Source organism: Sphingopyxis sp. HIX, assembly GCF_001468285.1.
In the GTDB taxonomy this organism is placed as follows: domain Bacteria; phylum Pseudomonadota; class Alphaproteobacteria; order Sphingomonadales; family Sphingomonadaceae; genus Sphingopyxis.
Genome location: NZ_LNSB01000009.1, coordinates 98,668 through 111,937 on the forward strand (window position 1 = coordinate 98,668; position 13,270 = coordinate 111,937).

Annotated in this window: 12 protein-coding genes and 1 pseudogene; 9 read left to right on the forward strand and 4 right to left on the reverse strand. The window is 66.3% G+C overall.

Annotated features, from left to right (window positions below):
• Window positions 1-6: 6 nt before the first annotated feature.
• From ATE62_RS06365 to ATE62_RS06380, 4 genes are all read right to left on the reverse strand, one after another.
• A complete protein-coding gene (locus tag ATE62_RS06365) occupies window positions 7-720 on the reverse strand; it encodes a polysaccharide biosynthesis/export family protein (protein ID WP_058808677.1) in 714 nt (237 codons plus the stop codon).
• A gap of 102 nt (window positions 721-822) precedes the next feature.
• Window positions 823-2,232 carry an O-antigen ligase family protein gene (locus ATE62_RS06370; protein WP_058808678.1) on the reverse strand — a complete coding sequence of 470 codons (1,410 nt, stop codon included), beginning with the start codon at window positions 2,230-2,232 and terminating at the stop codon, window positions 823-825.
• Window positions 2,233-2,301: 69 nt separating this feature from the next.
• Window positions 2,302-3,570 (reverse strand): nucleotide sugar dehydrogenase, encoded by a 1,269-nt coding sequence (locus tag ATE62_RS06375; protein ID WP_058808679.1) that lies wholly within the window; start codon window positions 3,568-3,570, stop codon window positions 2,302-2,304.
• Between the two features lie 33 nt (window positions 3,571-3,603).
• Window positions 3,604-4,599 carry a GDP-mannose 4,6-dehydratase gene (locus ATE62_RS06380; protein ID WP_058808689.1) on the reverse strand — a complete coding sequence of 332 codons (996 nt, stop codon included), beginning with the start codon at window positions 4,597-4,599 and terminating at the stop codon, window positions 3,604-3,606.
• A 167-nt stretch (window positions 4,600-4,766) separates the two neighbouring features.
• On the opposite strand from ATE62_RS06380, the gene gmd reads away from it, so the two are divergent.
• The 9 genes and pseudogenes from gmd to ATE62_RS06425 form a co-directional block, all read left to right on the forward strand.
• Entirely contained in the window at window positions 4,767-5,852 is a 1,086-nt protein-coding gene (gene gmd, locus ATE62_RS06385; protein WP_058808680.1) for a GDP-mannose 4,6-dehydratase, read from the forward strand.
• Window positions 5,845-6,786: a GDP-L-fucose synthase gene (gene fcl / locus ATE62_RS06390; RefSeq protein ID WP_058808681.1), complete on the forward strand. Its 942-nt coding sequence runs from the start codon at window positions 5,845-5,847 to the stop codon at window positions 6,784-6,786. The genes gmd and fcl overlap by 8 nt, the downstream gene beginning before the upstream one ends.
• A gap of 43 nt (window positions 6,787-6,829) precedes the next feature.
• Window positions 6,830-8,293, forward strand: coding sequence for a protein adenylyltransferase SelO (locus ATE62_RS06395; RefSeq protein WP_058808682.1), 1,464 nt, complete (start codon window positions 6,830-6,832; stop codon window positions 8,291-8,293).
• Window positions 8,294-8,412: 119 nt separating this feature from the next.
• On the forward strand, window positions 8,413-9,198 hold the full coding sequence (gene rfbF / locus ATE62_RS06400) for a glucose-1-phosphate cytidylyltransferase (RefSeq protein WP_058808683.1): 786 nt from the start codon (window positions 8,413-8,415) through the stop codon (window positions 9,196-9,198).
• An 8-nt stretch (window positions 9,199-9,206) separates the two neighbouring features.
• Window positions 9,207-10,319, forward strand: a complete 1,113-nt coding sequence (gene rfbG / locus ATE62_RS06405; RefSeq protein ID WP_058808684.1) for a CDP-glucose 4,6-dehydratase — start codon at window positions 9,207-9,209, stop codon at window positions 10,317-10,319.
• Between the two features lie 23 nt (window positions 10,320-10,342).
• Complete coding sequence (locus ATE62_RS06410) at window positions 10,343-10,792, forward strand: dTDP-4-dehydrorhamnose 3,5-epimerase family protein (RefSeq protein ID WP_058808685.1); 450 nt, start codon at window positions 10,343-10,345, stop codon at window positions 10,790-10,792.
• Window positions 10,785-11,699: an NAD-dependent epimerase/dehydratase family protein gene (locus ATE62_RS06415; protein ID WP_058808686.1), complete on the forward strand. Its 915-nt coding sequence runs from the start codon at window positions 10,785-10,787 to the stop codon at window positions 11,697-11,699. The genes ATE62_RS06410 and ATE62_RS06415 overlap by 8 nt, the downstream gene beginning before the upstream one ends.
• Complete coding sequence (locus tag ATE62_RS06420; RefSeq protein ID WP_058808687.1) at window positions 11,696-12,859, forward strand: glycosyltransferase; 1,164 nt, start codon at window positions 11,696-11,698, stop codon at window positions 12,857-12,859. The genes ATE62_RS06415 and ATE62_RS06420 overlap by 4 nt, the downstream gene beginning before the upstream one ends.
• A gap of 157 nt (window positions 12,860-13,016) precedes the next feature.
• Window positions 13,017-13,270, forward strand: a pseudogene (locus ATE62_RS06425) (hypothetical protein); the annotation flags it as partial.

The window sequence follows — 13,270 nt, forward strand, 5'->3', positions numbered from 1 at the left end:
GAAAATCTATCGGATGAGAGCGACGAGGGGCGACACCAGCAGCGGGGTCGTCGCCAGAATGTCCTTGAACAGGCGGCGCGCGGGCGAATCGCCGACCACGACGACGTCGTTGGCGAAGACCTCGGGATCGTCGTACACGCCCGTGCGGATCTGTTTCAGATTATAGAGCGCCGCCATCCGCTGGCCGTTGACCGTACGGAAGATCACGACATCGTCGAGCTTCGCGAATTCGGTCGTGCCCTTGGCGAGCGCGACCGCGCGCATCAGCGACATCTTGCCGACCACGGGATAGAGGCCGGGCTGCATCACCTGGCCGTCGACGGTCAGCACCTGGCTGACCGATTCGGTCACATTGACGCTGACGTCGGGGCGGCGGACGAAACGGGTAAGACGAGCTTCGATCGCTTCGGCGAGCTGCGCGGTGGTCTGGTTCGATGCCTGGATCTCGCCGACCAGCGGCAGCTGGATCTTGCCCGAGGCATCGGCCTGCACCTGCTTGCTGAGGTCCGGCACGCCATAGACGTCGACGCTTAGCCGGTCGAACGGGCCGATCAGATAGGGACGCGTCTCCCCGACCAGGTCCGCGCCCGACGGCGCGGGGAGTGCATTGCCTTCGGTGACCTGGAGCGTCGGCGTGCTCGTGAGTTGCGGGGCGCGGCCGCCGCAGCCGGCCAGCAGGCAGGCAGCGGTCAGGCTGGCGATAGCCAAACGAAAGTTCACCGAAACATCTTCCCTTTTTTATGCCCGCTGCCTGCGAGGGACTAGCCCGCCCGCCCGGCAAAGGAAACCGCAAAATCAATCCCGTCGCCCCGTGGCGCTGCCCTAGCGAAACCCCGCGGCACTGCGCTGGCCCTTGCGGCGAGCCGTGGGAATGTCGGGCCGGCGATAGAGCAGCACCGTCGCCAGCGTGGCCATCGCCGCGAGCGCGGGCGTACGCAGCGGATAGTCGGCGAGGCTGGCCGCCGCGAAGATCGCGAGCATCATCAGCGACGCGACGATTCCGACACGGTCGGTCGCCGCCGCCTGCTCGTGCCGCCAGCCGTTTGCCGCGGCCTTCCAGACGATGAAGCCCCAACCGATCAGCAGACCGAGGGCGGGGAGTCCGCCGTCGATCAGCAGTTCGAGATAGTCGTTATGCGCATGGTTCAGATATTGCAGCGACAGGAGGTTCACCGGCTCGGCGATCTTGTACGCCGCCTCGAAACTGCCGAAGCCGCCGCCGAAGGGCGCATAGTGCCAGATCATCGCATTGAGCGTCGGCAGCACCGCCAAACGCAGATCCGCCATCACATCGCCCTGGTCGAGCCGGTCCATGAAACCCGCGCCGAAGACCAGCATCGCGATCGCCCCGGTTATGGTGCCGACGATCGACGCGAGCAGGGTCAAGCGGACGATATTGCCCGCCGAATCGGTGCCGACCGCGGCGCCGCGCATGCGGTAGAGCAACGCGCTGGTCGCGAGGAAGCTCGCGCCGCCGATCGCGAGACCCGCGCGCGAGCCGGTCGCCATGTTCGCCAGCATCACCGCGACGCCGCCGAGCACCCCGAGCAGCGTTGCAGCATGGCTGCCCGCGCGGTCGTTGCGGCCGTGGAGGAACCACAGGAACAGTGGCCAGTAGAGCGCGAGGAACACCGCGTGATGGTTACGGTTGGCGAAGAAACCGACCGCCGCACCGACATTGGTGATGCGGTGGAAATAGGGCGCGCCCTCGCCGCCGAGCAGCTGCAGCACGCCGAACACCGCCGCGACCGCGAGGAAGGCGAGGAGGCGCAGCGGCAGCTGGCGCAGGCTCGAATCCGAGGTGCGGCCGACAAGCAGCACGACCGCCAGCGGCACCAGCATGTCGAGCAGGCTATGGATCGCGCGGCCCGGCGACAGCGCGAGCGGTCGCCAGCCGATCTCGACCCCCGCGGCGGTCATCCGCGTCGCGAGGTCGCCGTGGCCGGGCAGCGCGGACCACAGCCCGGCGGGAAGGGGGATGAGCTGGATGAGCATCCACGCCGCGGTCGCGCCGAGCAGGAGCAGCAGCGGGCGATAGCGGTTATACAGGCGGTCGCGCCGGCTTTCGTCCCACCAGCCGGGCAGGGTGATCGCGATCGCGATGATTGCGAGCGTGCGCACGATCACCAGCCCGACGCCATCGACCCGCGCCGAGCCGCCGAACAACAGGATTGCGATCAGGAAAACCGCCAGAAACCAGCGATCGAACAGAGACTCCCGGGAACGCGACATTCAGACTTCCATTATTATCGTTGCTTGCGGCTTTAGGCAGGAAATGCGGCGAATGCCACCCCCCGGGGGTCAAATCGACCAGTAACGCGGCGCTGTAACGGCTACGTCGCGGCCCGTGTTCCACATGCGCTTGAGGTCGGCAACGAGCCCGCCGGGGCGCAGCATCGCGCCAAGCCCTGCGGAATCGAGCGCGCGGAAGCTGTCGTGGCGCACCGCCCCGACGATGCAGTCATATTCGCCGGCCGCCGGCATCGGTGCCAGATCGAGCCCATATTCGTGGCGCGCTTCGGCGGGATCGGCGTGCGGATCGTGCACCGCGACACGGTGACCGCGGCGGCGGAGCGCCTCGACCAGGTCGATCACCTTGCTGTTGCGCAGGTCGGGGACATTCTCCTTGAAGGTCAGCCCCAGCACCAGGATATCGGCCCCGGCCTTGCCCAGCGCGCGGTCGACTTCGCCCGCCATCCATTCGGCCATGCCGTCGTTGATCGCGCGGCCCGACAGCACGACCTGCGGATCGATGCCCAGTTCCTGCGCGCGGTGGCTGAGATAATAGGGATCGACCCCGATGCAGTGGCCGCCGACCAGGCCCGGCTCGAAGGGCAGGAAATTCCACTTCGTCCGCGCCGCGTCGAGCACGTCCCACACCGAAATGTCGAGCGCCGAGAAGATCTTGGTGACCTCGTTCATGAAGGCGATGTTGATGTCGCGCTGGGCGTTCTCGATCACCTTCGCCGCCTCGGCGGCGCGGATCGAGCGGGCGCGGAACACCCCGCCGCTGGTCACCTTGCCATAGACGGTCGCGAGCAATTCGGTGATGTCGGCATTCTCGCCCGCCAGCACCTTCATGATCTTGTCGACCGTATGCTCGCGGTCGCCCGGGTTGATGCGCTCGGGCGAATAGCCGAGGAAGAAGTCGGTGCCGCGCTTGAGGCCCGACAATTCCTCGATCATCGGCCCGCAGATATCCTCGGTCACGCCGGGATAGACGGTGCTTTCATAGACGATCGTCGGCGTCCTTGCGGGATCGATCAGCGCCGCGACGGTGCGCGTCGCGCTGCGCACGGGCGTCAGGTCCGGGCGGTTGCCGGCGTCGATCGGCGTCGGCACGGTGACGATATAGAGGTCCGCGCCGCGGCACTCGTCGGCGTTGCTGGTCAGCGCCAGCGTCGAGGCCGCGAGCGCCGCGCCATCGACCTCGCCGGTGCGATCGTGGCCGTCCTTCAGCTCGGCGATGCGCGCGGCATTGCTGTCGAGCCCCACGGTCTCGAAATGTTTCGCGAGCTGGACCGCGAGCGGCAGTCCGACATAGCCCAGCCCGACGACGACGATCTTCATATTATGAGATTTCCTTGGGGGAGAGGGCAGGGCTCAGAGCCCATGATAGTCGCGGTACCAAGCAACGAAATTGGGGATGCCGACGTCGATCGGCGTGGTTGGCTCGTAACCGAGGTCGCCCGATATCGCGCTGATGTCGGCATAGGTTTCGGGCACGTCGCCCGGCTGCAGCGGCGCCATTTCCTTGACCGCTTCGCGCCCGCAGGCCTCCTCGATCAGCGAAATCATCCGCGTCAGTTCTTCGGAGCGGTTATTGCCGATATTGTAGAGCCGGTGCGGCGCGACGCTGCCGCCGGCCTTCACTTCGCCATCGTCGGGCGGCGGATTGGCGATGCACGCCGCGACGCCCGACACGATATCGTCGATATAGGTGAAGTCGCGGCGCATCGCCCCGGCGTTGAACACCTGGATCGGCGTGCCGTCGAAAATCGCCTTGGTGAAGATCCACATCGCCATGTCGGGGCGGCCCCACGGGCCATAGACCGTGAAGAAGCGGAGGCCCGTCAGCGGGATGCGATAGAGATGGGCGTAGGTTTCGCTCATCAGCTCGTCGGACTTCTTGGTCGCGGCATAGAGCGACATCGGATGGTCGACGCGGTCCTCCACCCGGAAGGGCAGGGTCTTGTTGCCGCCATAGACCGACGAGGAGGAGGCATAGACCATCGGCACGCCGCGCTCGCGCGCGACTTCGAGCAGGTTGAGATGCCCGACGAGGTTCGACTGGACATAGGCGCGCGGGTTGTCGATCGAATAGCGCACCCCCGCCTGCGCGCCGAGATGCGCGATATCGGCGAATTTCAGATCGGCGAGCGTTTCGTCGAGCGCCTTGGCGTCGGCGAAATCGACCTGGCGGAAGGTGAAGAGGTCGCCGAACTCGTCCGACAGCTTGGCCAGCCGCGCGCGCTTGAGCGCCGGGTCGTAATAATCGTTGACGATATCGATGCCGATCACCGGCCGGCCTTCGCCCATCAGGCGACGGGCGAGGTGGAAACCGATGAAGCCGGCGGCGCCGGTGATGAGCACGGTCAAACCCTGTCTCCTGTTGCCGAGCGCCGCGATAGCCATGCTGGTGCATTGCAACAAGGGCGAAGTTTCATGGGGCTGGGCGAACAGCCGGTTGACTTCGGACGCGCGGCGCGGAAAGGGGAGGCCGCCCCGAAACGACGCGCGGACCGCCTTTCGGCGCCGCTTTCAATATGAGGACCAACTCCTTGTCCGGACAAGAAAAGATCGCCCTCATCACCGGGATTACCGGGCAGGATGGCTCCTATCTGGCGCGCCTGCTGCTCGAAAAGGGCTATGTCGTCCACGGGCTGAAGCGCCGTTCCTCCTCGTTCAACACCGGGCGGATCGAGGATATCTACCAAGACCCGCATGTCGAAAATGCGCGGCTGCACCTTCATTATGGCGACCTCACCGACAGCACCAACCTGATCCGCATCGTGCAGGAAACGCGCCCGACCGAAATCTACAACCTCGCGGCGCAGAGCCATGTGCAGGTGAGCTTCGAGACCCCCGAATATACCGCGAACAGCGACGCGATCGGCACGCTGCGCCTGTTGGAAGCCATCCGCATCCTCGGCATGGAGAAGACGTGCCGCTTCTATCAGGCCTCGACGTCGGAGCTCTACGGCCTCGTGCAGGAAGTGCCGCAGCGCGAGAGCACGCCCTTCTATCCGCGCAGCCCGTACGCGGCAGCGAAGCTCTATGCCTATTGGATCGTGGTCAATTACCGCGAAGCCTATGGCATGCACGCCTCGAACGGCATCCTCTTCAACCATGAGAGCCCGCTGCGCGGCGAGACGTTCGTGACGCGCAAGATCACCCGCGCCGCCGCCGCGATCAGCCTGGGGCAGCAGGACCGGCTCTATCTCGGCAACCTCGACGCCAAGCGCGACTGGGGCCACGCCGCCGAATATGTCCGCGGCATGTGGATGATGATGCAGCAGGACGAGCCCGACGATTATGTCCTCGCGACCGGCGAAACCACGCCGGTGCGCGACTTCGTCGAATGGGCGTTCGAAGATGTCGGCATCGCGCTCGAGTGGAAGGGCGAGGGCGTCGACGAGAAGGGCTATTGCAAGGCGTCGGGCAAATGCCTCGTCGAGGTCGACCCGCGCTATTTCCGTCCGACCGAGGTCGACCTGTTGATCGGCGACGCTTCGAAGGCGCATCAGAAGCTCGGCTGGCGCCACGAGACGCCGGTGCGCGAGCTCTGCCGCGAAATGGTCGCCGCCGACCTCGCCGCCTACAAGGCCGGCACGACCCCCGCGCATGGCTGAGGCTTTTTCGCTCGCGGGCAAGCGCGTCTGGGTCGCGGGACACCGCGGGATGGTCGGCAGCGCGCTCGTGCGCCGGCTCGCCGACGAGAATTGCGAGGTGCTGACCGCGGGACGCGACACGCTCGACCTGCTCGACCAGGCGGCGGTGCGCGAATGGACCGCGCGCGAAAAGCCCGATGCGGTGTTCCTCGCCGCGGCCAAGGTCGGTGGCATCCTCGCCAACGACAGTTTTCCGGCCGATTTCCTCTACCAGAATCTCGCGATCGAGACGAATATCGTCGATGCCGCGCACCGGGCCGACGTGGCGAAACTCTGCTTTCTCGGCTCGTCGTGCATCTATCCCAAGTTCGCCGAGCAGCCGATCGTCGAAGAGGCGTTGCTCACCGGCCCGCTCGAGCCCACCAACGAATGGTATGCGATCGCCAAGATCGCGGGGATCAAGCTCGCGCAAAGCTATCGCCGCCAATATGGCGCCGACTATATCTCGGCAATGCCGACCAACCTCTACGGCCCCGGCGACAATTTCGATCTCAATTCGAGCCATGTCCTCCCCGCGCTGATCCGCAAGGCGCACGAAGCCAAGGCCTCCGGCGCGAAGACGATGATGCTCTGGGGCAGCGGTACGCCGATGCGCGAATTTCTCCACGTCGACGACTGCGCCGACGCCTGTGTTTTCCTGATGAAGGCCTATTCGGACGCGGGTCATGTCAACGTCGGGTCGGGCAGCGACATTGCGATCGCCGATCTCGCACGGATGGTGATCGACGTGGTCGGCGCCGATGTCGCGATCGAGCTCGACACCAGCAAACCCGACGGCACCCCGCGCAAGCTAATGTCGAACGCCAAGCTCGCCGCGATGGGCTGGGCGCCGAAGATCGATCTGCGCGAAGGCGTCGCCGCGACGTACGACTGGTTCCTCGCGCACCACGCCTGACGCGCGCTTGCAATCGCCCGAAGCAGGATCGACAAAGGCGCTTATGGATATCGCCTTCGACAACAGCTTCCACCGCGACATGGAGGGCTTCTACGCGCCCGCCGAAGCCGCGACGCCCTCGGCGCCGAAGCTGCTCGCCTTCAACCACAAGCTCGCCGCGAAGCTCGGCCTCGACACTGCGGGCACCGACGACGCAACGCTGGCCCGGCTCTTCTCGGGCGAAGCGCTGCCGACCGGCGCAAACCCGCTCGCCTTCGCTTACGCGGGGCACCAGTTCGGCCATTTCTCGTCGCAGCTCGGCGACGGCCGTGCGCTGCTGCTCGGCGAGATCGTCGCGCCCGATGGCAAGCGCTTCGACGTCCAGCTCAAGGGATCGGGCCCGACGCCCTTCTCGCGCAATGGCGACGGCAAGGCTGCGATCGGCCCGGTGCTCCGCGAATATCTGGTCTCCGAAGCGATGGCGGCGATGGGCGTGCCGACGACGCGCTCGCTCGCCGCGGTCGCGACCGGCGACCGTGTCCAGCGCGAACGCGCGCATCCCGGCGCAGTGCTCACGCGCATCGCGGCGAGCCATATCCGCGTCGGCACCTTCCAGTTTTTCGCCGCGCATTTCGGCGTCGAGCATGTGATCCAGCTGTCGGACTATACCATTCGGCGTCATTTCCCCGACTTCGCCGCCGCCTCGAACCCGCATCTCGCGCTGCTCGACCGCGTGATCGGGCTGCAATGCGACCTCGTCGCGCACTGGCTCGGCGTGGGGTTCATCCACGGGGTGATGAACACCGACAATGTCGCGATCAGCGGCGAGACGATCGATTACGGCCCCTGCGCCTTTATGGACCGCTTCTCGGCGTCGACCGTGTTCAGCTCGATCGACGCCAACGGCCGCTATGCCTATGGCCGCCAGCCGCAAATCCTGCACTGGAACATGGCGCGCTTCGCCGAGGCCCTGCTTCCCGCGATCCACGCGGTCGACCCGGCCGACGTCGAAGCCGCCAAGGCGCTCGTCGACGCGATCCCCGACCGTTTCCGCAGCCACTGGTTCGCGCGGATGCGCGCCAAGCTCGGCCTCGCGAGCGCGCATGAGAGCGACGCGGCGCTGATCGACACCTTGTTCGGCGAACTCGAAACGCATGGTGTCGATTTCACCGGCTTCTTCCGCGCGCTCGCGCAGTTGCTCCGCGGCGAAGCCGATGCGCTGCAGGCGCTGCTCGCCGAGCCCGAGGCGCTGTCGCCGTGGATCGCGAACTGGTGGGCACAGCTGGAACGCGAGGACATCCATCCCGTCGAACGCGCAGCGACGATGGACCGCGTCAACCCGCGCTACATCCCGCGCAATCACATGGTCGAGGCGGCGCTCGCTGCCGCCGAGGCGGGCGACCTCGCGCCATTCGAGGCGCTGCTCGAGGTCGTCCGCAATCCCTATGTCGAGCGTGCCGAATGGGCGGATTATTCAGGCCCCGACCCCGACGCCGCGGCGCCCTATGTCACTTATTGCGGCACTTGAGGCGCGTTACGGGCTTAAGCGCGTTGCAGCGTCTTGGCTTTGCGGCTACCGAGCGGGCACCGAATGATCCGACCGATTCCGCCGCATCCTGACCATCAGAACGGAATGAGCTCACCCCTATGAAAGCCTTGATTCTCTGCGGCGGTCGCGGGACCCGCCTCCGCGAAGTGTCCGAAACCTTGCCCAAGCCGATGGTGCCGATCGGCGGCAAGCCGATCGTCTGGCACATCATGAAAATCTATGCCGCGCACGGCATCACCGACTTCGTCCTGCTGCTGGGTTACAAGGGCGATATCATCCGCGACTTCTTCCTCAACTATGCGAACCAGTCGTCGGACGTCACCGTCGACCTGTCGAAGCGCGGCGAGGACCGGCTGCAGTTCCACAAGCACCAGACCGAGGATTGGAAGGTCACGCTCGCCGAAACCGGCGAGGATGCGATGACCGGCGCGCGCATCCGCCGGGGCGCGCGCTATCTCGACGGGGTCGAGCATTTCTGCGCGACCTATGGCGACGGCGTCGGCGATGTCGACATCACCGCGCTCGTCGATTTCCACAAGGGCCATGGCAAGACCGCGACGCTCACCGGCGTCTATCCCCCGGGGCGCTTCGGCGAACTCGGCACCGAGGGCGGCGTCGTCGCCAGTTTCAACGAAAAGCCGCAGGTGTCGGGCGGGCATATCAACGGCGGCTTCTTCGTCTTCAACCGCAATTTCGTCGACGACTATCTCGACGACCGCGAGGAACTGATCCTCGAACGCGAGCCGATGGAACGCCTGGCCGCGAACCGCGACCTGATGATGTTCGAGCACAACGGCTTCTGGCAGCCGATGGACACGCCGCGCGAATATTCGCTGCTCAACGAGCTGTGGGCCGAAGGGCAGGCGCCCTGGAAGAAGTGGTAAAAGGCGCGATGTTCGGCGACGCCTATCGCGGCAAGACCGTGCTGCTTACCGGCCACACCGGCTTCAAGGGATCGTGGCTGGCCGAATGGCTGCTCACGCTCGGCGCCAATGTCGTCGGTTTTTCGCACAAGGTCGACGACGGCGCGACGCATTTCGCCAGCATTGGCCTCGCCGACCGGCTGACGCATATCGTGGGCGACGTGCGCGACGCCGATGCGGTGAACGACGTCGTGGCAGCTCACAAGCCCGACTATGTCCTGCACCTCGCGGCGCAGGCGCTCGTCCGCTACAGCTACGACAATCCGGTCGAGACGATGGCAACCAACGTCATGGGCACCGTCCATGTCCTCGACGCGCTACGCCGCGCCGGACGGCCCGCGGTCGCCGTCTGCGTCACCTCGGACAAATGCTACGAGAATCGCGAGATCCTGTCGGGGTACCGCGAGGACGACCCGATGGGCGGCCACGACACGTACAGCGCGTCGAAGGGCGCGGCCGAGATCGCGGCGCACAGCTATCGCCGCAGCTTCTTCTCGGCGCCCGACAGCCCGGTCAAGATGGCGACGGTGCGCGCGGGTAACGTCATCGGCGGCGGCGACTGGTCGGTCGATCGCATCGTTCCCGACTGCGTGCGCAGCTTGTCGCAGGGCGAGGCGATCCGCATCCGCAACCCGCGCGCGACGCGCCCTTGGCAGCATGTGCTCGAATCGCTGAGCGGCTATCTCTGGCTCGGCGCCTTGCTCGGCGGCGCGGCGACGACCGCGCGCGTGAAGTCGCCGGCCGACGTGACCGAGGCCTTCAACTTCGGCCCCTGGGTCGAGGCCAATGGATCGGTCGAACGGCTGGTCACCGAATTTCTCAAGCACTGGCCCGGCGAATGGGTCAACGCCGCCGAGGCGGGCGCGGTGCACGAGGCGGGGCTGCTCGGCCTGTCGATCGACAAGGCGTATCACAAGCTCGACTGGGCGCCGACGCTCGACTTCGCGGGCGGGGTCGCGCTGACCGCGGGCTGGTACAAGGCGGTGGTTGCCGATGGCGCCGACCCGCTGGCGCAGACGCGTCACGATATCGCAACCTATGTGGCCGAGGCGCGGGCGAAATCGCTTGCCTGGGCGGCCTGAACCAGACCCAAAGGGGGATATAGATGATCGACGGCGTCCTGATTACACCGCTGCGGCAGATTCCGGACGAGCGCGGCAAGATCATGCACATGCTGCGCGCCGATGCGCCGCATTTCGAGAAATTCGGCGAAATCTATTTCTCCTGCGTCCAGCCCGGCGCGATCAAGGCGTGGCACATCCACAGCGAAATGACGCTGAACTATGCCGTCGTCCACGGCCGCATCAAATTCGTGCTCTACGACGACCGCGAAGGCTCGCCGACGCGCGGCGAACTGCAGGAAATCTTCATGGGCGAGGACAATTACTGCCTCGTCACCGTGCCGCCCTTCGTGTGGAACGGGTTCAAGGGTTATGGCCAGTATCCGGCGATCGTCGCGAATTGCACGACGATCGCGCACCGCGCCGACGAGATCGACCGCATGGACCCGTTCACCGACAAGATCCCGTACAACTGGGACGTGAAGCATGGCTGAAGGCCGCCTGCTGCTCGTCGGCGGCAGCGGATATTTCGGGGCACGGCTGGCGGAGGCGCTGGCGGATGAGAGGGACGTCGCGGTCACGGTGCGGTCGGACACGCCAGCGCGCGCGGCGTGGCTCGCCGAACGCGGCATTGCGTCTTTTGCCTATGACAGCAGCGTCGATGCAGCGCTCCCCGGCGGAGACTTTACGGCCATCGTCAACCTCGCGATGCCCGGCGCGCGCGCTGCAGGACAGGACGCCGACGGTGCCATGGCGCAGGGCCTGACCACAGCCGGTGCGTGCCTCGCCGCGCTTGGCGAGGGCAGGGCGCAGCGGCTGGTCCATTTCTCGACCTTCCACGTCTATGGCGGCAAGGTCGGCTCGCTTTATTCGGAGGATATGGTTCCGGCGCCGCACCATCCCTATGGCCAGGCGCACCGCGCGGTCGAGGAACGGCTGCTCGCCAGCGACGACGCCGACCGCATCGCGATCCTCCGCCCGACCAACATGGTCGGCGCCCCCGCGCACAAGGATCTCGGCGAACAGGCGGGGCTGATCTTCATCGACCTCTGCCGCCAGGTCGCCGAGAAGGGTGCGATGGAACTGCGCAACGACGGGCAGAGCTATCGCGACATATTGCCCTTCGGCGACGCGATCGCGGCGGTCGAGCTGCTGCTGCGCGCCGACAAGGGCTGGGCAAAGCTCTTCAACCTCGGCGCCGGGCACGCGATCACGATGCAGGCGCTCGCCGAGAGCATCGCCGCCGCCGCGCCGCAGCCCGTGCCGATTGCTTACGGCGACGGCACCGACGCCTTCCGCGAGCCGTTCACCGTCGACATCTCGCGCCTCGCCGCGCTCGGCTGGGAGCCCAGCGCCGGAATCGCCGACGAAGCGCGCCGCACCATCGCCGCCTTCTCATGACGGGCCCGCGGCTCCTCGGCATCTCGCTCTCGTGCCATGAACCGGTCAATCGCGCCTTGTTCCGCGAGATCGGGGCGCTCGGCGTTCCCGTCCATCTCGTCGTCCCGCGCCGCCATTTCGTTGGCGGCCAATGGCGCGACACCCCCGACTTCGCGCCCGAGAATTACGAGCTGAGTTTGCTGGAGCTCAACGGCACGAACCAGCGCACCCACACGCTGCAGGGCCTGCAAGCGGTCGTCGACGCCTTCGAGCCCACACATATCTATTGCGACAGCGACCCGGCGAGCCTGATGGTGCAGCAGGCCAAGAAGGTCGCGCCTAATGCCAAGCTCTGGTCACTGACCGCCGAGAATATGCCGCAGAGCTTGGGGGGCGACCTCAAGAAAGCGTTCGAGACGCGCAACCCCGCCGGCGTCGCCTCGGCGCTGGTCAAGGCTTGGCTCCGCCGCGGCGCCAAGCGCAAGGTCGACCGCGTCTTTACACTCAGCGCCGACGGTACCGCCCTCATCCAGGGCATGGGGCTCACCGCGACGCAAGTCCCGCTCGGTTTCGACGCGCGGCTGTTCCAGCCTCTGTCAGCGGACGATCGCGCCGCAGTCCGTGCCGAGCTCGGCCTGACACGTCCGACGATCGCCTATTTCGGCCGCCAGACCCCCGAAAAGGGGATTCACCTGCTCATCGAGGCGCTGGATCGGATTCGCGATAAGGACTGGCAGTTCCTGATCGACGACTTCATCGGCGCCTCGGGCTATACCGCGCAGCTTCAGGCCCAGATCGAACGGCTCGGCCTCGCCGATCGCGTGATCGTCTTCGAATCGAAGCACGAGGACATGGCGCGCTACATGAATGCCGCCGACATCGTCGTGCTGCCGTCGCTCAGCACCCCCAAGTGGAAGGAGCAATATGGCCGTGTCATCCAGGAAGTGATGGCCTGCGGCCGCACGATGGTCGGCAGCCGCTCGGGGGCAATTCCCGAAGTGATGGGCGGGCAGGGGCATCTCTTTAACGAAGGCGACGTCGCGGGCCTCGCGACGCTCCTCGCCGACCTGCTCGACCGAGGCGACTTTGCCGACCCCGCGGCGCGCGCCTATGCGCTCGCCAACCTGTCGGTCGATCGTCAGGCGGCCATCATGGTCGACCTCCTCCGCCGCGAAAGCTGAGCCTGCGGAACCACTTGCCACGGCGCGACGTTGCTTGGCGCAACGGCAGGGGGAAAATTCATTTCAAGCGGACCGCCATCCATCCGTCGCATCGGGGCAGAAACAGGTTGCGCCGCCCGCCGCCGCGGGTCAGAAGCCCTTCATTGGCGGCCACCAGATGCAAGATTCTGAAAACCTTCGCATATTGATCCGCCAGACCGCGGCGGCCGCGCCGTTGCGCCCGATGCTCGCGCTCTCCGCTTCGCTGCTCGGCCTCGCCGCCACGACCGCGCAGGCCCAGGACGCCCCCGCGCCGCCGCCGGTCACCGAAACCGTTGCCGATACCGAGATGGCGAAGCCGACCCCGCCGCCGCCCGACGCCGTCTTTCCCCCGGTCGAACCGATCATCGAGGACGACGAGTTCGATAAGGC

Excerpts from the sequence above, each read along its gene's own strand:
- ATE62_RS06370 (WP_058808678.1), bottom strand. The coding sequence starts at position 2,232 with ATGTCGCGTTCCCGGGAGTCTCTGTTCGATCGCTGGTTTCTGGCGGTT.
- ATE62_RS06375 (WP_058808679.1), bottom strand. The coding sequence starts at position 3,570 with ATGAAGATCGTCGTCGTCGGGCTGGGCTATGTCGGACTGCCGCTCGCG.
- gmd (WP_058808680.1), top strand. The coding sequence starts at position 4,767 with ATGAGGACCAACTCCTTGTCCGGACAAGAAAAGATCGCCCTCATCACC.
- fcl (WP_058808681.1), top strand. The coding sequence starts at position 5,845 with ATGGCTGAGGCTTTTTCGCTCGCGGGCAAGCGCGTCTGGGTCGCGGGA.
- ATE62_RS06395 (WP_058808682.1), top strand. The coding sequence starts at position 6,830 with ATGGATATCGCCTTCGACAACAGCTTCCACCGCGACATGGAGGGCTTC.
- rfbF (WP_058808683.1), top strand. The coding sequence starts at position 8,413 with ATGAAAGCCTTGATTCTCTGCGGCGGTCGCGGGACCCGCCTCCGCGAA.
- rfbG (WP_058808684.1), top strand. The coding sequence starts at position 9,207 with ATGTTCGGCGACGCCTATCGCGGCAAGACCGTGCTGCTTACCGGCCAC.
- ATE62_RS06410 (WP_058808685.1), top strand. The coding sequence starts at position 10,343 with ATGATCGACGGCGTCCTGATTACACCGCTGCGGCAGATTCCGGACGAG.
- ATE62_RS06415 (WP_058808686.1), top strand. The coding sequence starts at position 10,785 with ATGGCTGAAGGCCGCCTGCTGCTCGTCGGCGGCAGCGGATATTTCGGG.
- ATE62_RS06420 (WP_058808687.1), top strand. The coding sequence starts at position 11,696 with ATGACGGGCCCGCGGCTCCTCGGCATCTCGCTCTCGTGCCATGAACCG.